The 26,547-nt window shown below is 39.7% G+C and carries 26 protein-coding genes and 1 riboswitch; of the genes, 11 read left to right on the top strand and 15 right to left on the bottom strand.

Features of this window, described 5'->3' with window-relative positions; all coding sequences use genetic code 11:
- Window positions 1–3: 3 nt before the first annotated feature.
- The 3 genes from JOC54_RS09640 to JOC54_RS09630 all read right to left on the bottom strand — a co-directional run bounded on the left by JOC54_RS09640 (window position 4) and on the right by JOC54_RS09630 (window position 2,297).
- Window positions 4–240, bottom strand: coding sequence for a hypothetical protein (locus JOC54_RS09640; protein WP_051990986.1), 237 nt, complete (start codon window positions 238–240; stop codon window positions 4–6).
- A 24-nt stretch (window positions 241–264) separates the two neighbouring features.
- A complete protein-coding gene (locus JOC54_RS09635) occupies window positions 265–819 on the bottom strand; it encodes a sigma-70 family RNA polymerase sigma factor (RefSeq protein ID WP_204465952.1) in 555 nt (184 codons plus the stop codon).
- 176 nt (window positions 820–995) lie between these two features.
- On the bottom strand, window positions 996–2,297 hold the full coding sequence (locus tag JOC54_RS09630; protein WP_035440379.1) for an alpha-glucosidase/alpha-galactosidase: 1,302 nt from the start codon (window positions 2,295–2,297) through the stop codon (window positions 996–998).
- Between the two features lie 163 nt (window positions 2,298–2,460).
- On the opposite strand from JOC54_RS09630, the gene JOC54_RS09625 reads away from it, so the two are divergent.
- The gene (locus tag JOC54_RS09625) at window positions 2,461–3,339 is read left to right on the top strand and encodes an AraC family transcriptional regulator (protein WP_204465950.1); all 879 of its coding nucleotides are present in this window, start codon (window positions 2,461–2,463) and stop codon (window positions 3,337–3,339) included.
- A gap of 5 nt (window positions 3,340–3,344) precedes the next feature.
- A complete protein-coding gene (locus JOC54_RS09620) occupies window positions 3,345–4,967 on the top strand; it encodes a YndJ family protein (protein WP_204465948.1) in 1,623 nt (540 codons plus the stop codon).
- 50 nt (window positions 4,968–5,017) lie between these two features.
- On the opposite strand, the gene fni is transcribed toward JOC54_RS09620, so the two are convergent.
- The 5 genes from fni to JOC54_RS09595 form a co-directional block, all read right to left on the bottom strand.
- Window positions 5,018–6,064: a type 2 isopentenyl-diphosphate Delta-isomerase gene (fni, locus tag JOC54_RS09615; protein WP_204465946.1), complete on the bottom strand. Its 1,047-nt coding sequence runs from the start codon at window positions 6,062–6,064 to the stop codon at window positions 5,018–5,020.
- Between the two features lie 97 nt (window positions 6,065–6,161).
- On the bottom strand, window positions 6,162–7,529 hold the full coding sequence (gene mgtE / locus JOC54_RS09610; RefSeq protein ID WP_035418163.1) for a magnesium transporter: 1,368 nt from the start codon (window positions 7,527–7,529) through the stop codon (window positions 6,162–6,164).
- Between the two features lie 193 nt (window positions 7,530–7,722).
- A riboswitch (M-box (ykoK) riboswitch) is annotated at window positions 7,723–7,889 on the bottom strand.
- Between the two features lie 105 nt (window positions 7,890–7,994).
- Window positions 7,995–8,720, bottom strand: a complete 726-nt coding sequence (locus tag JOC54_RS09605; RefSeq protein ID WP_204465944.1) for a nitroreductase family protein — start codon at window positions 8,718–8,720, stop codon at window positions 7,995–7,997.
- Window positions 8,717–9,658 (bottom strand): ring-cleaving dioxygenase, encoded by a 942-nt coding sequence (locus JOC54_RS09600; RefSeq protein WP_204465941.1) that lies wholly within the window; start codon window positions 9,656–9,658, stop codon window positions 8,717–8,719. Before JOC54_RS09600 ends, JOC54_RS09605 begins: the two co-directional genes overlap by 4 nt.
- Window positions 9,655–10,119, bottom strand: coding sequence for a MarR family winged helix-turn-helix transcriptional regulator (locus JOC54_RS09595; protein ID WP_035418161.1), 465 nt, complete (start codon window positions 10,117–10,119; stop codon window positions 9,655–9,657). Before JOC54_RS09595 ends, JOC54_RS09600 begins: the two co-directional genes overlap by 4 nt.
- Before the next feature lie 203 nt (window positions 10,120–10,322).
- Between JOC54_RS09595 and JOC54_RS09590 the strand changes: the two genes are divergently transcribed.
- Window positions 10,323–10,670, top strand: coding sequence for a hypothetical protein (locus JOC54_RS09590; RefSeq protein ID WP_035418160.1), 348 nt, complete (start codon window positions 10,323–10,325; stop codon window positions 10,668–10,670).
- A 28-nt stretch (window positions 10,671–10,698) separates the two neighbouring features.
- On the opposite strand, the gene JOC54_RS09585 is transcribed toward JOC54_RS09590, so the two are convergent.
- Both JOC54_RS09585 and JOC54_RS09580 read right to left on the bottom strand, forming a co-directional pair.
- Entirely contained in the window at window positions 10,699–11,505 is an 807-nt protein-coding gene (locus JOC54_RS09585; RefSeq protein WP_204465939.1) for a DUF1206 domain-containing protein, read from the bottom strand.
- Between the two features lie 110 nt (window positions 11,506–11,615).
- Complete coding sequence (locus tag JOC54_RS09580) at window positions 11,616–12,119, bottom strand: GNAT family N-acetyltransferase (RefSeq protein ID WP_051990976.1); 504 nt, start codon at window positions 12,117–12,119, stop codon at window positions 11,616–11,618.
- 204 nt (window positions 12,120–12,323) lie between these two features.
- Between JOC54_RS09580 and JOC54_RS09575 the strand changes: the two genes are divergently transcribed.
- Window positions 12,324–13,607 carry an aspartate aminotransferase type Ic gene (locus JOC54_RS09575; protein ID WP_437183527.1) on the top strand — a complete coding sequence of 428 codons (1,284 nt, stop codon included), beginning with the start codon at window positions 12,324–12,326 and terminating at the stop codon, window positions 13,605–13,607.
- 43 nt (window positions 13,608–13,650) lie between these two features.
- Here JOC54_RS09575 and JOC54_RS09570 read toward each other — a convergent pair whose 3' ends face one another.
- Together JOC54_RS09570 and map are read right to left on the bottom strand one after the other, a co-directional pair.
- A complete protein-coding gene (locus tag JOC54_RS09570; RefSeq protein ID WP_204465937.1) occupies window positions 13,651–14,730 on the bottom strand; it encodes a PstS family phosphate ABC transporter substrate-binding protein in 1,080 nt (359 codons plus the stop codon).
- Window positions 14,731–14,809: 79 nt separating this feature from the next.
- On the bottom strand, window positions 14,810–15,577 hold the full coding sequence (gene map / locus JOC54_RS09565; RefSeq protein ID WP_204465935.1) for a type I methionyl aminopeptidase: 768 nt from the start codon (window positions 15,575–15,577) through the stop codon (window positions 14,810–14,812).
- A 226-nt stretch (window positions 15,578–15,803) separates the two neighbouring features.
- Between map and JOC54_RS09560 the strand changes: the two genes are divergently transcribed.
- Window positions 15,804–16,256 (top strand): flavin reductase family protein, encoded by a 453-nt coding sequence (locus JOC54_RS09560; RefSeq protein WP_035418154.1) that lies wholly within the window; start codon window positions 15,804–15,806, stop codon window positions 16,254–16,256.
- Window positions 16,257–16,635: 379 nt separating this feature from the next.
- On the opposite strand, the gene JOC54_RS09555 is transcribed toward JOC54_RS09560, so the two are convergent.
- Together JOC54_RS09555 and JOC54_RS09550 are read right to left on the bottom strand one after the other, a co-directional pair.
- A complete protein-coding gene (locus JOC54_RS09555; RefSeq protein WP_204466240.1) occupies window positions 16,636–16,809 on the bottom strand; it encodes a glycerate kinase in 174 nt (57 codons plus the stop codon).
- A gap of 19 nt (window positions 16,810–16,828) precedes the next feature.
- Window positions 16,829–17,887 (bottom strand): DUF3900 domain-containing protein, encoded by a 1,059-nt coding sequence (locus JOC54_RS09550; protein WP_204465933.1) that lies wholly within the window; start codon window positions 17,885–17,887, stop codon window positions 16,829–16,831.
- Between the two features lie 217 nt (window positions 17,888–18,104).
- On the opposite strand from JOC54_RS09550, the gene JOC54_RS09545 reads away from it, so the two are divergent.
- Both JOC54_RS09545 and JOC54_RS09540 read left to right on the top strand, forming a co-directional pair.
- A complete protein-coding gene (locus JOC54_RS09545) occupies window positions 18,105–18,869 on the top strand; it encodes a hypothetical protein (RefSeq protein WP_204465931.1) in 765 nt (254 codons plus the stop codon).
- Window positions 18,870–18,890: 21 nt separating this feature from the next.
- Window positions 18,891–19,562 carry a peptidylprolyl isomerase gene (locus tag JOC54_RS09540; RefSeq protein ID WP_204465929.1) on the top strand — a complete coding sequence of 224 codons (672 nt, stop codon included), beginning with the start codon at window positions 18,891–18,893 and terminating at the stop codon, window positions 19,560–19,562.
- Window positions 19,563–19,657: 95 nt separating this feature from the next.
- On the opposite strand, the gene JOC54_RS09535 is transcribed toward JOC54_RS09540, so the two are convergent.
- Window positions 19,658–21,205: a CocE/NonD family hydrolase gene (locus JOC54_RS09535; protein WP_204465927.1), complete on the bottom strand. Its 1,548-nt coding sequence runs from the start codon at window positions 21,203–21,205 to the stop codon at window positions 19,658–19,660.
- A gap of 165 nt (window positions 21,206–21,370) precedes the next feature.
- Here JOC54_RS09535 and JOC54_RS09530 point away from each other — a divergent pair, with 165 nt between their 5' ends.
- From JOC54_RS09530 to JOC54_RS09515, 4 genes are all read left to right on the top strand, one after another.
- Window positions 21,371–22,387, top strand: a complete 1,017-nt coding sequence (locus tag JOC54_RS09530) for a zinc-binding alcohol dehydrogenase family protein (RefSeq protein WP_204465925.1) — start codon at window positions 21,371–21,373, stop codon at window positions 22,385–22,387.
- Window positions 22,388–22,876: 489 nt separating this feature from the next.
- Complete coding sequence (locus JOC54_RS09525; protein WP_239586669.1) at window positions 22,877–25,261, top strand: S8 family serine peptidase; 2,385 nt, start codon at window positions 22,877–22,879, stop codon at window positions 25,259–25,261.
- 29 nt (window positions 25,262–25,290) lie between these two features.
- Complete coding sequence (locus tag JOC54_RS09520; RefSeq protein ID WP_204465921.1) at window positions 25,291–25,842, top strand: signal peptidase I; 552 nt, start codon at window positions 25,291–25,293, stop codon at window positions 25,840–25,842.
- Window positions 25,823–26,530 carry a hypothetical protein gene (locus JOC54_RS09515; RefSeq protein WP_204465919.1) on the top strand — a complete coding sequence of 236 codons (708 nt, stop codon included), beginning with the start codon at window positions 25,823–25,825 and terminating at the stop codon, window positions 26,528–26,530. The genes JOC54_RS09520 and JOC54_RS09515 overlap by 20 nt, the downstream gene beginning before the upstream one ends.
- The last annotated feature ends 17 nt before the right edge of the window (window positions 26,531–26,547 follow it).

Here is a 26,547-nt window from a genome sequence, read left to right as displayed (position 1 = left end):
TCATTATTCTTTTTTTTGTTGGAAACGATAAACGGCTTCTTCTTCAGCAACGCAAGCTGATCCGTAAACAAACTCATAAAAGCCAGGTGCTTCAATGTTTTGGATTACGGCTAGTTTTTCGTATAGCTTTATTTTAATTTCTTGTTCCAAGTCATCACGGTTGTTCGGAGTTGTTTGATAGAGGCTTTTTTTGATTTTAGCATTGAAATCAACTAGGATTGATTCATATTCTTCATACATAGCGATCCCCTTCCCCTCACATAATTACGAACGAACACTTTGTTGCAAAAGCAATAGTGCTCTATTTTTATAATAGGAAATGCGTTGTTCTGACACAGCTAGTTCTTTCGCAATCTCTTTGTTTTTGTAGCCGTAATAGAATGAATAGATGAGTACTTTTTGTTGAACAGGATCTAATTGGTTGAACGACTTGGCAAGCAGCTTGTTTTCAAATAATTCGTCGGTGTTTCCTTGTTCATCGTTTACTCGAACGCTATCAGTATGAACGTCAGCGGACTGAATGAAATAATCTAGCGTCGAGTGATCCTCTTCATTAATATTAGAGTCAATGGAGAGGAAGGCTTGTCTCTTTCTTGTTCGCTTATCAAAATCAATGGAGTAACCTTTAATTAACCGGCTAATGTATTGAACGACTTTTATTTTTGTGAAAAAAAGCTTGAAGGCTTGATCAAGTGCTTGTTTATTTTTATTAGTCGGTTGCGCGTGTGCCCGGTCATATAAGCTCTTATGTTCAGGTTCTTTTAAGAACAAGTCAACCATTCTCTCTACTGAAGCGGCGGAAGGGCTACTTTTCTTCATGATTTATTCCTCCTTTTAAAGAGATTGAAGATTAAAGAGACACGAACAATAGAAAAACAAAAAACACGAACAAATATTCGTGTTTTGAGTATATCGAACTATTCAATTGATTACAATCCAGTGCAGATTGGGAAACTCATTTCAAAAAAACCAACTCAGTAGAGTTGGTTTTGAGATTAGGAGTAAGTTGGCAAATAATCGCCGTGCGCTTCAATTAATTCGTCACATAAAGAAACGATATCATCAATCGATAGTTCCGCAGACGTATGTGGATCAAGCAGAGCAGCGTGATAAATATGTTCACGTTTTTGCGTTAAAGCCGCTTCAACCGTTAACAACTGTGTATTAATATTCGTACGGTTGATTGCTGCTAATTGTTCAGGTAAATCGCCAACATGCGTCGGCGTGATGCCAGAACGATTTGCAATACATTGGACTTCAACACACGCTTTTTGTGGCAGATTTGATATAAGTCCGCCCGTATTCATCACGTTGCCACCGAATAAAAATGGTTCACCTGTTTCCATCGCTTCAATAATACGGGAACCATACTCAATCGAACGGTCATGGGAAATCGACGCGTTGTCAACAAGATCTACCTTCATCTGTTCCCAGCGCTCAATTTGGCTGACGCATCTTCTTGGATACTCATCTAGCGGTATGTTAAAAGCATCAATTAATTCTGGATACTTCGACTTAATAAAGTAAGGGTGATATTCGGCGTTGTGTTCAGATGACTCCGTTAAATAGTAGCCAAAACGCTGCATAAGTTCATAGCGAACCATATCGTGATGTGATTCCTTGCTCTTTTCTCGTGCACGGCGTTTTATTTCGGGATAGAGATCAACCCCATCTTTTTTAACTTCTAGTAACCAGGCAACATGGTTGATTCCTGCGATTTTTTCTTCAATACCGCTGTGATCCATGTCTAGGTGCTTAAATAAGTCTCTGGTACAAACCTGTACGCTGTGACAAAGCCCAACGTTTTTAACAGCTGTTGTTCGAGAGATAGCGCCAATAAGAGTAGCCATTGGATTTGTATAATTTAATAGCAACGCTTCAGGAGCAACTTCTTCAATATCTTTAGCAATATCTAAAAGCACTGGAATCGTACGAAGCGAGCGGAATAAACCGCCGATTCCAATTGTGTCACCAATCGTTTGACGCAAGCCATATTTCTTTGGGATTTCAAAATCAATCACGGTACTCGGTTTGTACCCGCCAACTTGGATTGCGTTAATAATGTATGAGGCACCTTTTAGTGCTTCTTTTCGATCGTCATATGATTTTATTGTGACAGTTGAACGCACGTTTTCTTTTAGATGGGATAACAGCGTATGCGATTCTTTTAAACGTACAGGATCGATATCGTACAAGGCAAACTCAAACTGTTGCAATGCCTCGACATGCATGCAGTCACCTAGTACATTTTTAGCAAAAATCGTGCTTCCTGCCCCGATAAATGTGATTTTTTTCAATGGAAAGCCTCCTTAACCTTAGTAAGCTAAGTATAAGAGATCGATTGGAGAAAGAGGTAGAAAATTGCTGTTCCCTTTATGGAAATAATTGCGCTTTCAAATTGCGCGTTTCATTCTTCTAATCCCTCATGTATACTGAATAATAGAGAGGGGTTACGTGAATATGGAACAAAAAAGGGGTTCATATGGCTTTAGATTTCAAGAAAATCCATATCCTTTCGTAATGAATTTATGGAATGTCGGATGGGAGATAGAATCAGATGGTTCTTATCATTGGGACGGAAGAAAACGTCTTGAAAATGAAAAAATTGTCTTTCAATACACGCTTTCGGGCTTAGGGAAATTAACGTATGAGAATAAAGAATATGACATTGGGAAACATCAAGCTTTTTTTGTTTCAGTGCCAAGCGATCATCGCTACTACTTTCCTCCCGATTCTAATGAAAACTGGGAATTTATTTACGTGACGATGGAAGGCAGTGAAGCAATTCGAATGCATGAACATGTCTTAAAGAAATACGGGCCGGTACTCTCGATCCAGCGAGAAGCAGAGCCGATTAGACTTTTACTAAAGCTCTTATCAGAAACGGCGGCAGGAGATATTCATAATTCTTATATTGGCTCACAAAAAGCGTACGAGTTTATGACATCAATGCTCCATTTTCTTGAAGCACCTTCTAAGAAAAGATTAAAAGCGCCAATAGCTAATGCTGTTCAGTATATTGAAGAAAAAGCTGCTGATCCAATTCACTTAGAGGACATTGCCCACCATGTGGGGCTATCAAAGTATTATTTTATTAAACAATTTAAAATTGAATTAAACATAACCCCAATGCATTATGTTACAATCGTCCGGATGAAAAAAGCCGCTTACTTGCTTGCCCAAACCGATGATACGATTGCAGAAGTAGCGCATCAAGTCGGAATTGACGATCCGAATTATTTTACTAAGCTGTTCAAAAAAACGGTGGGTGTGTCTGCAAGCAAGTTCCGAAAGAATGAAGATACGCATTTAATTGATTACATCATAACGGAGTGGTAAGGAAGATGAGAAAGGATCTATTGTCCTGGTTATTGCTCGCGGTCTGGATTTTTTTCTTTCGACCGAATGGCATAGAATTAGCTCTTGGCTTTGCTGTGATGATCATTGTTCCTTTAACAATGAGGGTACTGTTACGTCATTCAAATACGAGTATTCGTTTTTATGATCAGATGCTAAAAAAATTAAACGATTGGATTATTTGCTTCTCAATCGCTGGCTTACTTGCATTGTCTCTTTCTGAAGTGTGGCTAGCACTAGGTTTTGCACTTATTTGGGTCGCTGCTACAGTCGTTATTGCGCTTCACGGATTCAGTCAGCTAGCCTTAAAAGGCTTTCGCGATGCTGAGGAAGTGTTAATTTACATCGGTTGTATCTATTTAGCAGTCGGCGGTGGCTGGTTTCTCTTATCAATTGGAAAGGCTAGCTCGTTTTTACACTACTCGCAAACTATTATTGACTTGACGGCTGTCCACTTTCATTATTCTGCTTTTGTCTTACCAATTGTCTGCGGCATGCTTGGTCGGTCATTAAGGAGAATGGGATCGTCTATGAAATCATTCCCGCTTTTGGCGACAGGCATCATTGCTGGCCCCATACTCGTTGCGTTAGGAATTGAATTAGGTCCTCCAGTTGAACCAATTCTTGTATTGGTTTATATCTTTTTTGTATTCTGGTTTGCGCTTATTACCATTGCATATGGGCTGTCTTTAAAAGGGTTTAAGAGAGTTGGACTTATTTTATCAAGCTTAATCTTAATGACAACGATGGTATTGTCTTATCTATACAGTGCAGGTCTTGCCTGGGCACCTGTTCGGCTCACGATCCCTGATATGGTTCGCTATCATGGGATGGCCAATGCTTTTGGCTTTGCTCTGATTGCCTTGTGGACCTGGAATGCCCTTGCACCTAAGAACCTACATTCTGTGCCGCTTGTACCTGTTAGTTCGCTGAGAGGTGCGAAATATGTACAAGACAAGTTGCTCGTAAATGCTTCAGTTAAACAGACAGATGCATTAATCGACTCTTGGGAAACGTACACAAATAAACACTTCGATTCAACAAAGCTTGCCCCACTCGTTGCAGAGTTTCATGAACAGACTCATCTTTTTACGATGGAAGCTGAAGTCCAATGGCACAAACCATTTAAATGGGTGCAGAAACCAATTAGATTGCTAACAAAAAAGATGAAACAATTACATATTCCAACTCATCATGCTGCTATGGATGGAATGATTTATACAGTATTGGATGATATGAATGGAAGACCTCAATCGAACGTCTGGATTAGACGGACAAAAGAGGGCGAACCTATTTTTACTGCTGCTTATTCGAGTCATATAAGAGAGGGAATTCGATATAACAATATTGGACTGCCTTTACCTGGGGGAATCATGACAGGTGTTTTAATGCCTAAGAATGATGAGCATAACGGTTTGCTGCTTTTAGGTGACGGAGGCAGTGGAGATGCAGGGGTTTATCTAAGCTTTGGATCATTCACAATGAGAACCCCGATTGAAGAAACGCTCCATTTAATTCAAGTTAATTCAACAACTTTGCGTGCAAACCATCGCTTGAAGGTTCTGGGATTATCCTTTGTAACACTTGATTACACGATTATAAAGAACTAGAAAAACATCATCCGTTCGGGTGGTGTTTTTCTAGTTCTCAAATAAAAGGGTTACCTTTGTGAAAAAGCGCTTGTTTCAATTCCACGTTCATGCAGCCAATGATGTGTTTTTCCGGATATAACGAAGGGTGCCGATTGAAGCTGAGTTAAATTGCTAACATTTAGCGCAGCTAGAATGTAGGTAAGCTCAGTCTTCAATTGCTGTAAATAGGAGATGACGTAATCAAGACCGTCATTCACAAGAAGTTGAATCAGTTTACCTGACATGGCCGTCATTGAAGCGCCAAGGGCGATCGATTTTGCGACATCGAAACTAGAAGTAATACCGCCTGACGCAATTAGAACTGGTGGCTCTTTTAAAGACGTAGCCTCTGCAAGTGCGATCGGAGTCGAGATCCCCCAATTGTTAAAAAAGGACATGGGCTGATTGCGGCGAGCATTTTCAATTCTAGAGAAATTGGTTCCCCCTTTGCCACTCACATCAACGGCAGCAACGCCAATCTCTTTTAGAGCTGCAATTGATTCTCGAGTCATCCCAAAACCAACTTCTTTCGCAATGACGGGAACAGGACTTTTATGGACTATGCTCTCTAGGTTGTGCAGTCGTTTTGAGAAATTACGATCACCTTCTGGCATTGCTAATTCTTGGATGTGATTAAAGTGAATTTGCAAAGCGTTGGCTTCAATCATTTCCACTGCGCTTAACGCATCTTCAGCTGTTGCTTCAGCCCCTAAATTTGCAATTAGAAAATTCGAAGGTGCTTTTTGACGAATCACTTTGTACGTTTCTGCTTGTGAGGGGTCTTTTATTGCAGCCATTTGAGAACCTACAGCCATTGGAATGGAATAGAGCTGCGCAACTTCAGCTAGCTGTTCATTAATTTGCAGTGTTTGAATACCGCCTCCACCAGTCATAGCATTAATTAAGAGCGGCATAGGAAAAGAGTGACCTAAAAAAGTTGCTTCAAGTGAACAAGTCTGAACATTGGATGTTGCAAGAGCCTGATGAATAAAGGTAATGTCTTCAAAAGGGTAATGTGTCTGTTCTTGATTTACTGCTTCAAAGATATGGTCCATTTTCCGTTGTTCTCTAGACAAATTGAAATCCCCTTTATACATAAACGTTTTTTCAATTTTATTCCCGTAAATGTCTGTTTTTAACCATAAAAAAGATAAGCTAGTTAGCTTATCTTTTTTAAAGTCGATCTAATAGTGAAGTGGCAATTGAAAAGTAGATCATCAAACTAATAATGTCATTAAAGGTTGTAATAAACGGTCCTGAGGCAACTGCCGGATCAATTTTAAATTTGTTAATAATGATTGGGACCGTTGCTCCAATAACAGCAGCGACGCTAAGTGCCGCAAATAGTGAAAACCCAACGATAAAAGCAAGTGTAAAATCATTGTCGTAAAATGTATAGATAATGGCCATCAATACGAGCATACAAATCACACCAAGCATAACACCTGTTCCAAGTTCCCGCTTAACGGTTTTCCAAACACCACCTCGTTCAAATGAACCTGTGGCAAGTCCACGTACGGCTACAGCTAATGACTGAGTTCCAGTATTACCTGCTGTACCCATGATGAGAGGCATGAATGCAGCTAAAAGAACAACTTGTTCTAATGTATTTTCAAAAATACCAATGATATTTGCTGTTACTAAACCAAAAAACATCAGGATAATTAACCATGGAGCTCTTTTTTTAGCCGCAGTATAAGCCGTTAATGATAAGTCCGTCGCGCCGCGGGAAGCGGAAAATTCATCAAAGTCTTCTGTTGTTTCTTCTTCTAGAACATCAATTACATCATCGACTGTAATGATACCAACTAAGCGCTTGTCCGGTGTTACAACGGGAACAGCTAAGAAATCATACTCTTTAATGAGTCGAGCAACGTCTTCCTGATCTTCATCTTCATTAACAGAAACAACTTGCGTACTCATAATGTCTTCAACCGTCATTTCGGGCGTAGAAATGATTAAATCACGTAAGGAAACGACTCCAGCTAGTCGTTGCTGCTGGTCGATTACATATAAATAATAAATGGTTTCCGCGTCAGGTGCTGTTTCTCTCAGCTCTGCGATAACATCTTTTGCAGTTGACTCAACAGATAAACGGACAAATTCTTTGGTCATAATCGCACCAGCTGTTTTTGGTGCGTACGCCATTAATTCTTCTACTCGTTTTGCTTCTTCCAAATCCATGGAACTTAATATATCTTGAGAACGATCCGTATCAATTTCTGCTAAGAAATCAGCCACATCATCGGCAGACATCGTATTGAACATTGAGACCGCATATTGGTAACTTAAGCCTTCAAAGACCGTTAGTTGATCTTCAAGCTCAAGCCCTTCAAACAAGTCGGCAAATTCAGCAGGACTTAAGAAAAGCAATACTTGCTTTTGTAAAGAACGCTCAATCTCGTGAAACAACTCAACTTGATCAGTTGGATGGAGCTCGAGAAAGGTTTCACGGAAGCCACGCAAATTACGAGAAACAAGGTAATCAACAATTTGTTTTTTGTATTCATTCCGTTTCCGGTCTGTTTTTAATTTATCCACTGTGTTCTCCTCCTTTTTAAGAAGAGGACCATTCCACCGATGTGGGACGGAACCCCTCTGTCTGTTGTATAAAGCCTATCCTTGGATTGGGTATACTATCCATCCCACACCACCACCTTTTAAGCCAAAATAAAAAACACCTAATCCTGTTGGAGGTGTTTAAACGCATGCGTAAAAAGAGCGCAGAAGAAGCGCGTATCCTCCAATCGTAGAGCTTTAGCACTGTGCGGCATAGGATTTAATCCAGCTACATTAAAAACCACCTTATGTCGATGGTTTCTGTTGACCCATTGGCGTCTTTGGACATTTTTGGGTAGCAGCGTATCTCCTGCACAGGAGCCTCACCTAACGAGGACATATAAAATTGTTGCAAACTTCACTTTACATCGGGAAGCTATACTTGTCAAACGTTTCTTTTAGAATGGAGAAACGGAAAAAAACTCGTGAAGCCCTATCACGAGTTTTCTATGATCGAGAAACAAGCAGACGTTTTTCTGCTGTGTCAACTTGTTTCTTATTTGGATATTCAACTGGCTTACCAAAGGGCATTTGGGCAATTAACTTCCAAGAGCTTGGTAAGTTCCATTTGTCTCTCACTTGGGTATTAATTAAAGGATTAAAATGCTGTAAGGATGCACCATATCCTTCCATTTCAAGCGCTGTCCAAATCGTAAATTGGAGCATACCGCTTGATTGCTGAGACCAGCTTGAAACATATTCCTTATATTGAGGAGTTTCCGTTTTTATTTGCTCTTGTTTCGCTTCATCCTCAAAGAAAAGGATCGTCCCATATGCATGGGCGAACATTTCGAGCTTTGCTTTTGTATTAACAAAGGTATCTTGATCTTCCAGCGTTTCTAAAATAGAGGATGTCATAGCCCATAAATCTTCATGTTCATCGTGTAGCAGCAGTACCATTCTACTTGTGTGAATATCCTTTACTGATGGAACATGGATACTTACGTGCTCAAGCATTTCATGCAGCTCTTCATCCGTCAAAACAGGGTCTTTACTTAAGGCATAAATAGATCGTCTATTTTTAATCGCTTGTAGATACTCTTTATTGCTTGTTTCTGATGTTGTTTTTTGTACGGCAGGGGGTACTGGATTCTCAAAATAGGATTCTTTGTTAGAGGCTTTTTGGGACGATTTATTACGTGAAAAAAGATTAAATAGGCTAATGTAAATCACTCCTTATCTGTTTTTGAGGTAAGGGATATAGTAGGTAGTGCATTCTCAATTTCTGCTCTTTTTGGTTCATACCATTCAGGCAACATCAGTTTTTTTCCTAGTTGTTCATACGCTTCATCGTGGGTGAAACCAGGCGGGTCTGTCGCAATTTCAAAAAGAATGCCTCCTGGCTCTCTGAAATAAATCGCATTAAAATACTGTCGTGGTTGAACTGGTGTGACGGACTGATTAAACGACTCAACATGCTGTTTCCACTTTAATTGGTCAGCGTCATCTTTTGCACGAAAGGCAATATGGTGAACCATTCCCACACCAATTGAGCCTGGAGCAGCATCGGTTTGCCAAATGTCAATTGTGTTTCCAATCGATGCTTCTGATTGAAATCGGAGAAATTGATTTTCTTCTCCTACGTATGAGAACCCCATTATTTCTTCAATTATTTTATTCGTTTGTTCATATGAGGCAGATAATAAAACGGCACCAGCAAAACCTACTATCATCTTAGTGGCCGGTATGTCATCTACTGACCAGCTGCTGCTTTTAGGTGCATCAGACTCCGTTAATTCAAGTTGTAATCCATGAGGATCAGTAAAGGAAAGTGATTGTTCATTGAAACGAGTGGTTACACGGTATGGGACAGCGAATGTATCTAGGCGCTCTTGCCAAAAAGAATAGGAACCTACTGGAATGGCAAACCGTGTTGTTCCAACTTGACCGGCACCAATTGTTCCTTTTTTGGCATTTTGCCAAGGAAAGAAGGTCATAATTGTCCCTGGGGTTCCCTCATCGTCGCCAAAATAAAGATGATAAGTGCCCGTGTCATCAAAATTTATCGTTTGTTTAACAAGTCTTAAACCAAGAAACGTTTGATAGAAATCGATGTTCTCCTGGGGATCACCTACGATGGCAGTAATGTGATGGATGCCTGCTGTTTTCATATACGCTCGTTCACTCCTTCTTTGGAAAGTTTATCTGCATATAGCCCAATTTCTTTTAATTGTTGGATGAGACGTTGTTTTTCATCAGGATCTAGAGGAGCAAAGACTTGTTCAAGTGCTTCAGCGTGTTTTGGAAAAACAGCATCCATCCAGGCTTGCCCTTTTTTTGTAATTGATACGAGGGTAACACGACGATCATTCGGGCTTGGTTTTCGGGCAATCATTTCTTTTTTCTCTAATTTGTCGACCACATATGTGATGCTACTGCTTGCAATCAAGACTTTGGCTCCAATCTTCTGAACAGCTTGATCCCCCTTGGAGTAAAGCAATTCCAATACGGCAAATTCAGTCGGATTAAAACCATGCATTTTTATATCTGCTTCAGCTCGTGCTTTGACTGACTGGAGTGCACGAGTAAGAACAGTAAAGAGCTTAAGTGAATCTCTTTGATTTGTGTTCATCAAAATCACCTCGAAATCATTTATCTCGAATTTGAGATAATAATAACGTAAAAAGCCTTGCGTTGTCAAACTTCTTGTTTTGAGCAATTATTTAAAGAATTCATTGGAATCAGCTGATATTTTTTCACAAAACCTTTATACTGGTTATAGGCAACAAGGTTATGAGCACGGAAAACTTATTGGATTTTGAAAGGATGAACAGAATGAGAAATGTATCAGTTGTCAAAGAACAGCGCAATATTCTAAGAGAAGAATTAGGCAAGTGTATTAATAAGGTTAAAGAGATGAAAGTAGATGAACAAAGCTTTAAGCAAATGAATCAACACGATCAGCAAGTTTACATCTACCTTGATCGGACAATGCAGCGCCTACGTACGCAAATTAACACATTAGAATTTGTCTTAAATGAGGACAGCCAGTTAGCTGACCCTTATGCTGATCGAGCTGCTGAAAAATTAAATATTAACCGCAGCAGTATCTTTGAGTCAAAGCCGGCTAAATCAGAGAACGGTGATTACGATTTAGACATGACTCGAGTAGATAACCATTAAAAAGAAGAGGCAAAGTTCCTCTTCTTTTTTATTTTAGTGAAATCGTTTCATACTTACTGCGGACAATTGCAAACAAGCCATAGCTTGCTAGACCAATTGCTACAATTGATAGAGCAAAAGATCCATAAGGCTGCTGCAAGATAATCGCTAATGCGCCATCAAAACCAACCGTTTCATCAGGATCTTGCTGCCAAGCGGTTATACAGACAAAGTACCCCATCAGTAGAAAGACAATTCCTCGTGCTACATGCCCGAATGTCCCAATTGATCTTGTTAGTTTTTTTTCTTTTACACTCATTCTATGTAAATCAAATAACTGCATAAAGCTCCGTTTAAAGCCGATGACAATTTGACCTATACCGCCTCCAATAATAGCGAGCCCCCCTATACCAACAATCCACTGACCAAAAGGCTGACTTAATAATGTCGCTGACCATGTTTCAGGTGAATCTCCCATCTGATCACTATTCATTGCAAAACGAAAAGCATTTGCGGCAATAGAGATATACATTGCGGCTATCCCTAAATAACCAATCCGTTTCATCAGTCCAAGCTTATCTTTTCCTGCATTTCCAGTGTCTTTAATCGATTTCATAATCATAAGGAGAATGAAGGCGATTAAACCGAAACCAATTAACCAAAGCAGGAGCTGACCAAAAGGAATTTGACCTAAAGATTGGAGAGCGCCATTCATATCTTCCGTATCTTCGTTGATCCCAAAAGCGACCATTAAAGCGAGCCCACCCATTAATAGGAAAACAAAGCCCTGACTAATAAAGCCGAACCGTGTAAAAGTGACCATAGAAGATTTTATGGATTGTTTTTTAACTGCCATCTACGTTTACCTCTTCCCGTATATTTGCGCTTCTTTTCCCTATAATATGTCTCTACAAACGTATCAGAATAAAAAAAGTCCTTATTCAGAGCTGAACAAGGACTTTTTTATTAAATCGTTTTCTCAAAGCCTAAAAAAGCCGTTTCTTTTCCTGGGAAGTAGAATTCACCAGTGTTGGTAAAACCACAACTTTCAAATAAGCGCTGAGCTTTGTGATTAATGGAATACGTATCAATCTGAAGAGCTGTGCAGCCATGTTCTTTGAAATAAGATTCAGCGAACGTAATGAGGGCTTTAGCTGTTCCCTTTTTACGAACGTCCGGATCAACAAGTAGGCGATGAAACGTACCCGCACTGGCTTGAGGTGTGTTCCACTTCAGTGTAGCTGCACCGTATTCAGGGGAAAAAGATTGATCAATAGTGATTGAGCCAATTAGTTTTTCATCATGTTCATAAACATAAAGTGAACCGAGATGAATGTCTTTTTGAAAATGTTCAGTCGTCGGATAGGTTTTATCCCATTGGTCACTACCTTCCGCATTCATTCGCTTTGTGGCACGGACAGCCATGTCATGTATGTGAAAAAGATCGTTTTGAGTTGCTTTACGAATCATGATTTACCTCCTAAAGAAAAGCAGTTTTAAAATAGCACCTTCATTTTTTAGCATAAAAAAAATGGTATTGCAAGTCGGAAGCTAGAATTTCTGAGAGCAAAATAGATTTCCTTGAATTGAATGAGCTTGAACAGTAAGCATATTGTGGTCTACAATAAGCATGAGTTTAATTGAGTGCAGCGCTATAAAGGGAGAGTTGAAAACGTGAGTCAATTAAAAAATATGTCACTGTCTGAGTTAACACGTCATCAAGAAGAGTTGCAAAAACAATATGATATGTACAAAAATGAAACAATTCGATTGGATATGTCTAGAGGAAAGCCAAGTCAGGAGCAGCTTGATCTTTCAATGGATATGTTAACGGTTTTAACAAATGAATCTCATGTAGTTGATGCAAATGAAACGGATATACGAAACTACGGCTTACTTGACGGGATTCCTGAAGCAAAAGAATGGTTCGGCACAATGTTTGAAATGGCTGCTGATCAAATAATTGTTGGTGGGAATTCCAGTTTGGCTTTGATGCATGATACCGTGGCTCGAGCCATGCTTCATGGTGTTGATGCGGATGCAACGCCTTGGGCTAAACTACCTAAAGTGAAGTTTATTTGTCCAACACCTGGCTATGATCGGCATTTTTCTATATGTGAGCTATTTGATATAGAAATGATTTCAGTAGAAATGACAGAGGACGGACCTGATATGGATCAAGTCGAGACGCTAGTAGCTAACGACGAAGCCATTAAAGGAATTTGGTGTGTCCCTAAATATAGCAATCCAGAGGGAATTACGTACTCAGATCAAGTTGTCCAACGGTTGTCCAAGATGGAGACAAAAGCAACAGACTTTAGGATTTTTTGGGACAATGCTTACGCTATTCACCATTTAACTGACACACCAGATGAGTTACTCGATATTGTTAAGCAATGTGAGCATGCAGGTGTTCCGAACCGCGTGTATCAGTTTGCTTCAACTTCCAAAGTAACGTTTCCAGGTTCAGGAATTTCTGCTTTTATGGCATCAAAAGAAAACATTCAGTTTGCCAAAAAATTAATGGGTATCCAAACAATTGGTGCAGATAAAATCAATCAATCAAGGCATATTCGTTTTTTTGAACAAATAGGTGGCGTTGAGAAATTGATGAAGCAACATGCTGCTATTATTAAACCTAAATTTGATCAAGTTCTTTCGACACTTGAGCAGAAGTTAGCAGAGAAAGAGATAGCAGATTGGACAACTCCGAACGGTGGCTATTTCATTAGTCTTAACACTATGGAAGGCTGTGCAAAAAGGGTTGTGTCGTTAGCTGCTGATGTAGGTGTGACATTGACAGGAGCGGGCGCAACCTATCCTTATGGCAAAGATCCTGTTGATCGTAACATTCGAATAGCCCCGACGTTTCCATCTTTAGGTGAGCTGAAAAAAGCGATGGAAATTCTATGTTTATGTGTGGAATTAGCTGCTGTTGAAAAAGTAATAAAGCAATAAGGAATAACCTATAACCGAGGGTCAGATCTGACCCTCGGTTGTTTTAATTTAATGGTAAGAAGCCTGACTGGCTAACAATGTCCTGACCTTCATCTGAAAGCATCCAATTAATAAATGAATGCAGTTCTTCATTCGAGCCTTTTTCTGCTGAGTAAACGGCATGAATAGGAACCGCTAATGTGGACTCATCTTCAACCTCTAGAAGTTTAATTTGAATGGAGTCAATGACCGGAACTATGTTGCTGTAAAAGGTAAAACCGAGTGCATTTTCAAAGTTCTCGTAAATCGCGATTTGTGATTGGTCAGAAAGGATATTGATGCGGCTATCTTCGATTGGATTGATGAGCGTATCAACATCTAATAGCTGTACAAAAGCTGCTTGACTATCTTGTATTTGAGGTCTCTGGTAGGCGCGAATAGCAAATGCCTCTCCACCAACTTGGGACCAGTTCGAGATAGAGCCAGCATAAATATTTCTAATTTGCTCTAACTCTAATTGACTTAATGGATTAGTCTCATGTACAAAAAAGACTAAACAATCATTAGCAATATGTTTGGTTTCAATTGATTCTAATTCAGGTAATAAAAAGTCAGGCAGGAATACAACTTCTGCTTCTCCTCTTATTAATGAATCAAGCGGATCATCACTAGAAACAATCGTCACCTCAGATTGTGTGTAAAGCTGCTCTGAAAAAGTGACATGGGCAAAGTTTGCATATAGTGGGTAAAGGAACGACTGTCCATCTAATGGAAAGAGTTGCTCTGTTAATTCGTATTCGATTTCTGCTGAATCAAGGGGATGATCTGCTTGAAACGGCTTATGCTGATCAAGTGATGCGTATGGCTCGTCAATTGTCTCGATTTGCGCTTGTCTTTGTTCATATGTATACACACTAATCGCTCCAACAATGAGCATGCTGAGTAAAAACATGCGCCTAAATCCAGGGCGATGCCATTGATAAAACATTAGACTGACATAAATCCATAAGCAAATCGTACATCCAATTATGACTGCCAAATAAAAATAGGACGTTTCTATAAGGATAGCGACGATTGCTGTGCCAATACCAATTAATAGAAGAACGGATAAGATAATAATTCGGAATACTTTTGAAACAAACATAGACATCCTCCTTTTCACATATCCTATTCCCATAATTGACCAATAATAAGCAAAAAACCAAAAAGAAAAGCCAGTTTGTTTACGTAAACAAACTGGTTTCACTTTGATCCGTTAATATAATAGGACCGTTTTTCGTAATCGCAAGAGTATGCTCAAATTGAGCAGAGAGAGAGCCGTCAGAAGTACGCGCAGTCCAACCATTTGCATCAAGTGTACTGTTGTAGCGACCAGTATTAATCATCGGTTCAATGGTGATAACCATTCCCTCTTTAAGACGTAGTCCTTTGCCAGGCATACCGTAATGAAGGATTTGCGGAGCTTCATGTAAACTAGGGCCAATTCCATGTCCTGTAAAATCACGAACAACGGAGTAGCCTAGAGGTTCCACAAATGATTGAATGGCATGACCAATGTCACCAAGACGGTTGCCTATTTGTGCTTGCTCAATCCCTCGATACAGTGCCTCATATGTCACTTTAAGCAAGTTCTTAGCCTGTTCAGAAGGCTTCCCAATTGCATAAGTCCAGGCAGAGTCAGCAAGTGCACCATTCAAATTAAATACGGAATCAATTGTGACAATATCACCGTTGTTTAGTGGTTTTTTCCTCGGAAAACCGTGACAAATTTCATCATTTATTGAAGCACAAGTTGCAAATTCATACCCTTTATAGCCTTTTTGCTCGGGTGTTGCCCCATGGTTAGCTAGAAACTGCTCAACAAACTGATCAATTTCATAAGTCGTAATCCCAGGCTTCATGATTTTTGCAATTTCTTGATGACAGCGAGCAAGTAATTCTCCTGTTTTTTTCATAAGTGTTATTTCACGTTCAGATTTAATTGTAATCAAGTCATCGCCTACCTTCTTTTCATAACATATGCATAATGAACCAATTTGACTTTGTTCTCTGTTTTTAGTTTACCTTAATTAAATGCTTAAATGAAAGGCGTGAGAACCAGCGCTTTAAGAAAGGAAACGTAGCAGTGAAGCACGATTGTTGCACCGTTTAGAAATTCTGTTTATTATTTTAAGTGGAGTGAGAATAATTATTAGTTATGTAGAAGGAGGGGATTATGTGGACGATCGTTTATTTAAGACAGCAATGGGGAAGTTTGCGACTGGAGTTACGGTTGTTACAACTGAGTGGGAAAATGAAAATCATGGCATGACAGCAAATGCGTTTATGTCTGTTTCACTTGATCCTAAACTGGTTTTAATATCTGTAGCGAATAATGCTCGGATAAAACCAATGATTGAAGATACAAAAGCATTTGCTATTAGTATATTAGCTGATGATCATGCAGATGTGTCCATGCACTTTGCTAGGCAGAAAGAAAAAGAAGATATCTCGTTTGTCAATTTTGGTGGAGTACCTACAATTGACGGTGCGATTGCGACAATCGTGTGTGACCTACATGATACGAGTTTGCAGGGGGATCATACATTGTTTATTGGAAAAGTACGAGATGTGGCTGTTAATGACCGGAAACCGCTCGTTTATTATCAAGGAAGCTATAAACACATTTAATAGATGAAGCGGGTTGATATCAACCCGCTTCTATTTATTTTTTAAAAGTGAAACAAGCCACCACGCTCTATATGAAAAAAGAATGAAAAAAGTAAGAAGAGCAAAGGTGTGATGGTGACAAGGATACCTGCTATACGCGTACGTTGGTGGAACTGTAGGCAATACCCAATGAACCAAATTCCGCATAAAAGATAAAGACTTCCTTGCACTTGGGCCTCTGCATTCTCTGGGTGCGTGTGGATATAAAGAATAGCTAATAAAATAAGTAAAGCAGCTGTTCCATTAAACACATGTCTCATAACCGTAAGTAATATAAAAATCCCCTCCTGCTAAAGCGTATGCGTTTTAACAGGAGGGGATGCGAAGTTGTCCAACTCGATCACGACATTTTATAAAGCTTGGCGATTTGTTCAGCAGTAGTCGTTAAGAAGTCTGAAGCGTTATCTAGCGCTTCAGTAAGCGGAATGGCACCAGGAACAATAGAAAAGGCAGCATCAATTCCATGATTGTAAATTGATTCATGTCCGTGACCTAGTTGACCAGCAAAAGCAATGACAGGTAGGTTACAGCGTTTAGCGAGTTTTGTTTTTTAATCTCGCCGATACTGCATCAAACGACTCTGGTTTTAGAAATTCAATGGGAGATACATGCTTATCAAATTGAACTTGATCTGCTTCAATAATGACAATGTATCGATCTCCAAGTTTGGCTAAGTGGACGTTTTCGCCGAATTCAGCAATGGGTGTCTGGACATTCGTTTCACCTAATTTTAATTGCGTCTTTACATCGGGTGAATGGGTAATGAGTTGAGCCGATGCTTCCATAACTTGATGCTGATTAAGCTGTTCTTGTAATTCTCTTGTTTCACTAGCCGCCCAATTCTCGATTTTCTCTTCAAAAATTGTTCGTTCCTCACTATTCTGCTGATACGTTTCTTTCCCATGCTCTTCAAGAAACGATTGTACTTGGTTTTTTAACACAAAAGGAATTGGATCTCCGTACTCTACGTGAGGAAGGAAATCCTCAAAGTATCTGGCATGTGAGGATTGATGAATTTTCAAAACATGCTTTTCTACCATTCCTTCTTCAATCATATGAGGGTATTGGATTGATTTCATATTCTTTGTCGTGATCGCACGCTCTACTTTTTGGATAAGTGTATTCGCATCACTTAACGTGGCGATGTTGTCTTGAAAATCACATTTTAATAGAAAAAGGAACGAATCACTGTAATACTTTTCTGGTTTTGCTTGGCAAACAAGAAATACCCCTCCACGAACAGCGCTTGTTTTTAAATATGTGTTTACAAATGATTCACTTTCTTTGTTAAAGGACTCAACTGTTGTTGCTGATAAAGCTCGTTGAAATAAAGCGTAGTTTGGATTTGAATCAAGGGGGTGTTCGCCCTCTACAACGAATCGTCCAAGCTTTGTTGGGACCTGTTCACTACTAGGGTGATGATCCGCTTTTCTTTTTACAATTTTTTTGAGTTCTCCTTCTAGAAAGGAAGCCATTGGACTTTTTTCAAATGCTGCTTCATCAAGTGTTTGATAATGTGTATATGATTTCTTGTCTGTTTCAGATTCAACTTGGATGACGTAAAACGACATAAATGTTATTGTAAACTCCATTTTCACTTGCCTCATTTCTGACCGTTTAAGAAAACGACTGACTCTATTTAAAAGTATAGCACGGAGTTATTTTTTGAAACAAACGTCTTAAAAATTGGAACTATGTGCTTTTGTCAAATTGGTTGTGTGATATTAATGAAATCGAACTGCAAGCTGAGCGTAACAAGAAATTATAGGTTATACTAGGAAAAAAGGAGCAAGAGAGGTGTGAATTTCGTTGAAGCAAGCACGATTTGCTGTATATACGCTTGCGGTTTGTTTTCTTGTAGGATGCGGACAAAACGAGCGGATTACAATTAGCGAAGACGATATGGTTGCAACTGACGGTACCATAACGGACATCGAGTTTGAAGGAGACTATCAAGCGAGTATAGACGGAAACACCAATTCTGTTTTGAGTGAAACGGAATCACCGAGCGTGACGTCTTTTGATGTGGATAGTAGCCCTGAAACGAATGTACTTATCAGTGGTCGGACTGAAGTGTATGTGAAACATTTAAAAGATTATTTACGTGTAAATCAATCGTATTTAAAACCGAATATAGATGTAACGGTTTACGGTGAAGTGACGAAGGAAAACGGTGTTGATGAAACCGTAGCGACCAAAATTGTTATTCAAGCCAAAGATATTTCTATAAAAGGAATATTATCGAGCATTAATCAAGAAAGAAAAACGCTCTTTATTTTAGGAGAAGATGGCTACTATGAGACAGGGACGCAGTTCTCTTATGATCCTGCTACCGAAATATTAACACTTAATGATGAGGAAGTTCTCGAGCCATACAAGGAAGAGTTAGCTTCTGGGCTTTACGTGGAAGTAGTTCCTAGAGGTGCAGTTGAAGAGGGTGTACCGGCTCAAGCGGAAGCTGCAAGAGTCATTGTGCATGAAGACGACGAGTTAGAGGCGTTAACTGATCACGCAGCTGATGAGTTGGATGAAAACTTAGAAGAAGAAACAATTGAAAGCGGAATTGAAGATTAGTGAAGTGAGGGATTTTCAAGTATGAAAAAATGGATAGTAATTCCACTGTTAATGCTGTTGTTGCTTGCTGCTTGTGGGACATCTACAGATCCAAATGAAGCAGATCAAAATGAAGCAGAACAAAATGAACCAGCTGAAAGCGAAGTGCCAGAAGATGAGACGACAGCCGGTCAAGGTGTTCCAGAAGTTCCTGTAGAAGCTGATGATACTCCTATTGTCACGATGGAGATGGAAGACGGGGATATGGTTGTGATGGAGCTTTATCCTGACGTTGCTCCTGTGACTGTGAACAATTTCGTGTCTTTAATTGAAGATGGTTTTTATGATGGACTTTCATTCCACAGAATCATCCCAGGTTTTATGATTCAAGGTGGTGATCCGGTTGGGAATGGAACCGGTGGTCCAGGTTACGGCATTGAGGGAGAATTTACAACAAATGGAGTCGAGAATGATGTATCCCATGAACGTGGCGTTCTTTCTATGGCGCGTTCACAAGACCCGAATTCGGCTGGGTCTCAATTCTTCATTATGCATGAAGATTCCTCACACTTAGATGGTAGCTATGCGGCTTTTGGAAAAGTGATAGAAGGCATGGATGTTGTTGACCAAATTGCTGGAGCAGAAACAGATAATAACGACAAGCCTGTCGAAGGAGAAGAACAAACCATTAAAGCAATAACGGTCGAAAGATAAGAAAAAATGCGGTTTGCTCATTGCAAACCGCATTTTTTAAGACAATTTCCCGGGAAATTGTCTTTTTGTGGTTTTTAGAAAAAATTAAAGTCGAATTAACTCAAGGGATTTGAAACAACAGGTAAGCTAAGAATCGCTTTTGTAAGGATTATGTTTATTGCACTTCCTTGTTTATTTCCTTTTTCTACGTGATATTCGTATTCTATCGTAGAGGTTTGACCAATAGCTACTGCGATGCGGTGCCCTTTTTTAAAGTGATTAGCAGTTGGACTTAAGCGTATCGTCACTTCTTGTGGTGTCCGTGCTTGCTCAATTGTGACAGTTCCTTCAGTTAGAAAATGATAGTCTCCATTGGCAGTAATATCATATAAAGCCGCAGATAAATGGATGCTTGTTTCTAGTGAATCGACCTGAATGATCACATTTGTTTCCCCAATAACTTCCAAAGCTTCATTAAGGCAAGTCGTTTGGTAGCGATGAAAGGTCTGGTCAAGATAATTTGCTGCAGCTTGCTTTTTGTATATCGTAATAGAGTCGTTGAAATGGGTAACTGGGTTTTTTAACAGCTGATTCTCTTTATTGCAAAAATGTAGCTGAAGTTCTTGGAGCCCAACGGGTGGCCATTGTGTTTCCTTTCGCCATTTATTAATACCCATTACAAAGAACTGGACAGGCGCTTCATGCTCAATCCCGTTTTCTTCTTGTTTCAACCACCGATCAAACCAGCGAAGGTGAATATCGGTTAAACTGCCTTCGTTTGAAATGGAATGAAGCGATGCAGATGTGCCAAAATTTCGTGTGCATAAGTCTTTATTAATTGCTCCCGTAGACCAAGGTCCAATAAGAAGTGTATGAGGAACATCTTCTTGTTTTGATGAACGTGAAAAAGCTTCTATTGTGCTTTCTAAGAAAGAATCGAACCAGCCACTAACAAAATAAGATGGGGTATCATTTGCTTCGATTTCAGTAACTTGCTCTGACTGCTTTATTAAATCATAGAAAAATAAGCTGGCGTTCAACATTTTAAATAACGGAGCTTTTTTTGGTTCATAATGATAAAATCGCTCTACATTGTCCGTATAGGCTTTCCAATGCATTAAATAATCTTGGCCAGTTTGTTCATTGTCTTTTCTCCTTATTTCATCCTCTGCAAGATAAAGTGCCCAATCCAGTGTTTTTGCTTTTTTAAAAAGCCCATTTTTATGTGTAAATTCTTCTTGACTGCTAAAAGCATGAATGGGGAATAGCGCCTTAAGCGTTTTTAAGCCTGCAGACGCTACTATCTGCTGAGAAAAGGCGCTATATGCATCACCAAACATACCGATTGCACCATTTGAATAGGGGCGTGAAGCAGCCCAGTTTATAGCGTCTTTCCCATCGGTAAGCTCATGATAAAACGGTGTGAAGGTTCCGTCTGATTGATGCCTACCTCTAACATCTTGCAAGATAACAACATAACCAGCTTGTACGACCTTTAACAGGTCTAGATAGCGGAACCGATGAGAATCTTTTCCATCAATAAGTCTTGCTAAAAGTGTTGGGTACTGCCCTTCGGCAGAAGGACGGTATACATCAGCATAAAGGATAGTGCCATCGCTTAGAGGACAAGGTATATTTTTTTCAATTAAGATGGTTGTAGTCAATGAGATTAACCTGCTTTTCTATTTGAGATAGTAATAAAGTAAATCTTTTTCTTGTAAAATGCAATTGATTGTCGATATTCTAAGAAGAGGAAATGTTTTTCTAGGTATCGAATGTGTTTAAGAATCGTGTTAAGTTCTTTAATCTAAACGAAAAGGGGAATGGGAATGAAAGCAATTGGTCTCTATGAGTATTTACCAATTAAGGATAGTAACAGCCTCCTTGAAGAAGAAGTTGCAACACCTAAAGCAACTGGAAGAGATATACTAGTTGAAATTAAAGCTGTTTCTGTGAATCCAGTTGATACGAAACAAAGAATGGCAAACAAAGAGAGAGAGGCCTCATTACGTATCCTTGGCTATGACGCAAGTGGGATTGTAAAAGAGGTTGGTGAAGATTGTCTCTTATTTAACGTAGGAGATGAGGTCTATTATGCGGGTGATGTAACGCGTCAAGGATCAAATGCAGACTATCAACTAGTTGATGAACAGCTTGTCGCAAAAAAGCCTGAATCATTTACGTATTCACAAGCAGCGGCAATGCCGCTTACCTCCATTACAGCATGGGAATCTTTATACGACCGGATGAAGATTACCGAGGAGGATGCTGGAAAGAGTATATTAATTATTGGAGGAGCTGGTGGCGTTGGTTCGATCGCGATTCAGCTTGCAGCTCGTTCACGGTTAGAGGTAATTGCGACGGCATCAAGACAAGAAACGATTGATTGGTGTCATGTAATGGGAGCGCATCATGTCATTAACCACAGTCAGCCAGTTCACGCTCAACTTAGAGAGATTGGCTATGAACATGTTGACTATATCTTGTGTCTAGCTGATACAAATGAGCATTGGGATGCTATGGCTGATTCCATTAAAGCGCAAGGAACCATTTGTGCGATTGTAGAGAATAAAAAACCCATTGATATGACAAAAATTCGTGCGAAGAGCGTGACGTTTTGTTGGGAATTTATGTTTACACGGTCAATGTTTCAGACGGAGGATCAATCCGAACAACATCGAATGCTAACAAAAATGGCAGCAATGTTTGATCAAGGTGAACTTAAACATACGATGACAAATACACTTTCACCGATAAACGTGAACACCTTAAAAGAAGCGCATCGCATTCTAGAAGATGGACGTATGATTGGCAAGTTAGTTATTGAGAACGAAAGAAATCAATAAGACTCATTAAAACACCCTCAAAAACAAGACAATCGTCTTTTTTTTGAGGGTGTTTTGCGTTTAATAAAATAATAAGAGCTTTAAAGTGAAGACGTTTCTTTGTAAACAACTTCTACTAAATGTCTTCAAGACTATAAGGAGCAAGCTGGAAATGTAAATGCTTAAGGGAAAACTATCAGGAAAAAAGACTAAATGTCTTGTTAATTTTTCCAATAATATGGGGATAAGCATGCGATAGACTGTGAGTATATTGAATTGTTTTTCATTTCCTAAAGTTAAGGTTAACAAGGTTGGGAAATAAATAGCCTGTTGAAAAAATGTGTGTTTTTAGCAATTTCTAAATAAAAAAATGATTCTTTAGTCATGCAATTGCTGAGAACGTTAATCGTGTAAAAGTTACGCAGAAAGTAATTGTTGTTTTCTGTATCTTCGTTATAATTCGGTTAAGCACGACAAATTAACCGAGAAAGGGTGTTTTTATTGAAAAAAATGCATCGGACAAGCTTCTCTAAACCTGTTTCGCTTGTCGCATTATCACTTTGTATGGTTGGAAGTTCTTTTACAGGATCACCGACGCTCGTAAAGGCAGAACAAGACAAAAGTGCTACGCTTCTTCTTCCGGATGACTTTGATTTGTCTAGTAATGAAGACGTATCAATTATCGTTGAATTAGAAGAACTCCCGCAGAAGGTTGCTTTAGCAGTAGCTGAGGAAGAAGGGACATCTCTATCCGAGGAAGATGCTCAGCAAGCAGTTGATGAGTCGCAAGAAATATTTATGAACGAACTAAATGAGTCTGTTAATCCGACAAGTAGATCAGCTAACCCATTTACGATCGAACACACATATACAACTATTTTTAACGGAGTGGCTTTAACTCTTCCAGCTAACAAAATTGCAGAATTAGCTGAATACGATGAAGTTAAAGCGATTTACAATGATGAAATAGTTGAACTCATCAAGCCGATTGAAGAGAAGTCAGTTGATGAGCCAATTGAAGCGTTAATGGCTGACAGCATCCCTTACCTAGGAGTCAATGATCTACATATTGATGGCTTCACTGGAGAAGGAATAAAAATTGGTGTTTTAGACACAGGTGTAGACTATAATCATCCAGATTTAAAGAGCGTCTATAAAGGTGGATATGATTTCGTTGATAACGATGACGACCCAATGGAGGCTACCTATGAGGATTGGCAAGCTTCAGGATTGCCAGAGTTTAATGCGAATGGGAGTTCCTACTATACGAGCCACGGGACCCATGTGGCAGGCACAACGAATGGTACAGGTGAGAATGATTCAGAGTATGCAGTCACTGGCGTCGCACCGGATGCTGATTTATACGCATATCGCGTGCTAGGGCCATACGGTTCTGGAGCAACTTCGGGGGTAATTGCAGGTATTGAGCAGTCTGTTGTTGATGGAATGGACGTTATTAATTTGTCCTTAGGCAGTGCTACAAATAACCCAATTGCTCCAACAGGAATTGCGACAAATAATGCCGTACTTGCAGGTGTAACGGTTGTTACTTCTGCTGGTAATAGTGGAAGAAGTGGCTTGTACACAATTGGAGCACCGGGATCAGCAGCGCTACCGATTTCAGTAGGTGCTAGTAATGTCCCATTAACGATTCCAGAATTTTCGAGCAGCTATTCGTTAGGTGAAGAACAATTAAACGGCGATCTTCGTTTAATTGCTGAATCCTATGAAACGAATTTAGAAGAGTTTACGGACGAATCGTTTGAACTTGTGGATGTGGGGTTAGCTAGAGTTCAAGATTTTGCAGACAAAGAGATGGACGGCAAGATTGCTTACTCGGTTCGAGGAGAGTTAGCCTTTGTTGATAAGATCGCTAATGCAAAAGCGAGTGGAGCAGCTGGAATAATTATTTATAACAATCTACCAGGAACTGGTCATAATCCTGTTTATGTTGGAGCTTCCAGAGCTTATATTCCATCTTTCTCATTGACCTATGAACAAGGAAAAGCGATTGCGGATTTGCTTCAAGAGGGTTCGACAATCACATTTGGTGATTTAAGTGGAACGGTTACAACCGGTGACCTTCTTGCAGATTTCAGTTCAAGAGGACCGGTAAATTATACAGCAGCGATTAAGCCAGAAGTAGTAGCCCCAGGAGTAGATGTATTATCGGCAGTACCAAGCTACATTGCTGGTCCGGAATACATTGGCGATTATGAATTTTCATACCGTAGATCTTCTGGTACCTCAATGGCATCGCCACACGTAGCTGGAATTGCCGCGTTAATGCTACAAGCTGATGCCAGTTTGACACCAGCTGAGATTAAGACAAAACTAATGAACACAGCCGACCGGATGTCTGCTGATTATAATGTATTTGAAGTCGGAGCAGGAAGAGTTAACCCTGTAGCGGCAATCGAATCTACTATGATGTTCCAATCAACGATGGACGGACTTCATGTTGAAGATAGTTTGTTAACGCTTGTACCCGATAAAACAGGTGCAGTGAGTTTTGGTCCTGTTAGCACACAACCAGGTAATATTCGTGAGCGTCATAGTTTACGCATTACAAACAGTGGCCCGGAAGCAAAATCATTTAGTGTGAATGTGTCGTTTGAAGCGGTTAACGGTACATTGCCAGCAGCAGCTAGCGGAATGGTATTGCAAACAAATTCGTCAATCACTGTACCTGCTGGTCAAACCATTACAAACAACGCTTTCTTAGTTTCACCAAAAACAACAACGCAAGGTTTGTACGGAGGCTATATCATTTATACTAACAAAGCCGATCAATCGGAAGTGTATCGCGTTCCTTTTGGCACGTATGTATCTCAAGAAGCCATTGCTGATTTACCAATCGGTAGTCCGGTTATTGCTTCAAACCCAGCATCTTAAGAGTAAAGATTTGAACAAAGGAGGAAGCGATGGTTAAGAAGGGGTTAGCAATCATAAAGGTCCTGCTTACAGGCGTTTTCTCCTTTGTTTTTTTCCTTGTCATTCTTCTTTTCTTACAAGGGGACTGGAAGGAAGGCAGGGGGCCAGAATTATTTGGCTGGACGTCCTATACCATTTTATCAAACAGCATGCAACCGACTTTTAGTGCTGGTGATGTTGTGATTATGAAACCTGTTACTTCATTAAAAAATCAAGACGTTGTTACGTACATGACACCACAGAGACAGTTCTTTACACACCGAATCATTGGATCATCTCAAACAGATGGGCAACTTGTTTACGAGACACAAGGCGACAACAATCAAGTGCCTGATGAAGATACAATTGTGAAGGAGCAAGTTGTAGGTGTACATGCGTTCACAATACCTTACTTAGGAACTGTGGCTGCTTATATTAAGCAACCGATTGGCTATGGAACCGTTATCATTTTACCCATCTTTATATGGATCAGTTTAACGTTATACGAAAAATATACGAAAAAACGCCGGGAGGATTCTTGTAATGAAAACAAAATCATTTAAAGTAGCAATGGTAGGTACAGCTTTTGCAGGCGCGTTGGCATTAACAATCAGCTCAACAGGCTCATTTTCTTGGTTTACAGGAGAAACATCAGCGAGTGGCGAAATTCGCAACGGTACGTTAGAGATTAATAACGGAAATGAAATGAATGGATCAATTGTGGAGGCAACCTCCTTTGCGCCATCTCAGCTGATTTTCGGAGATTGGTTGTCGGTAGAGAATACAGGTACACTTGATACTCATCTAAAAGCAACCTACTCGCATTCAGTTGATTTAGAAGTACCGATTGATTCATACAAAGTTGGCTATATCGCCATTAAATATTCAGTTGCACCTGGAAGAGACGTGTATGAGGATGCTCAGTATAAGCTAGACCAACTGTTTAATGGTGTAACAAATGAAATCCAGACGTTTTCTGCTGCAGCAGAAGAAACGGATGGGGTAGAGATTGTCGCAATGTTAATTGATGAAGAAGATTATGCAGAAAATGCAGGTGAGTTTATCCTTGGTGATGGAGCGCTTACTGGAGTTGATAATGCATTCTGGGAACTGGATGAAGGGCAATACATCGATATAAACTTCGGTGTGAAATTAGATGAGAACGCAGGCAATGAATATCAAGGTGCGGTTTATCAAGCTCAATTGGAAGTGCTTGCTAAACAAACAGATGATGGTGCACAGTACGAATAATTTCATATTAATAAAAG

The sequence above is a fragment of the Shouchella xiaoxiensis genome (assembly GCF_016907895.1).
Classification (GTDB): Bacteria; Bacillota; Bacilli; order Bacillales; family Bacillaceae_D; genus Shouchella; species Shouchella xiaoxiensis.
Note: the sequence above shows the minus strand (reverse complement) of the source record. Positions and strands in the feature narration are given on the sequence as shown.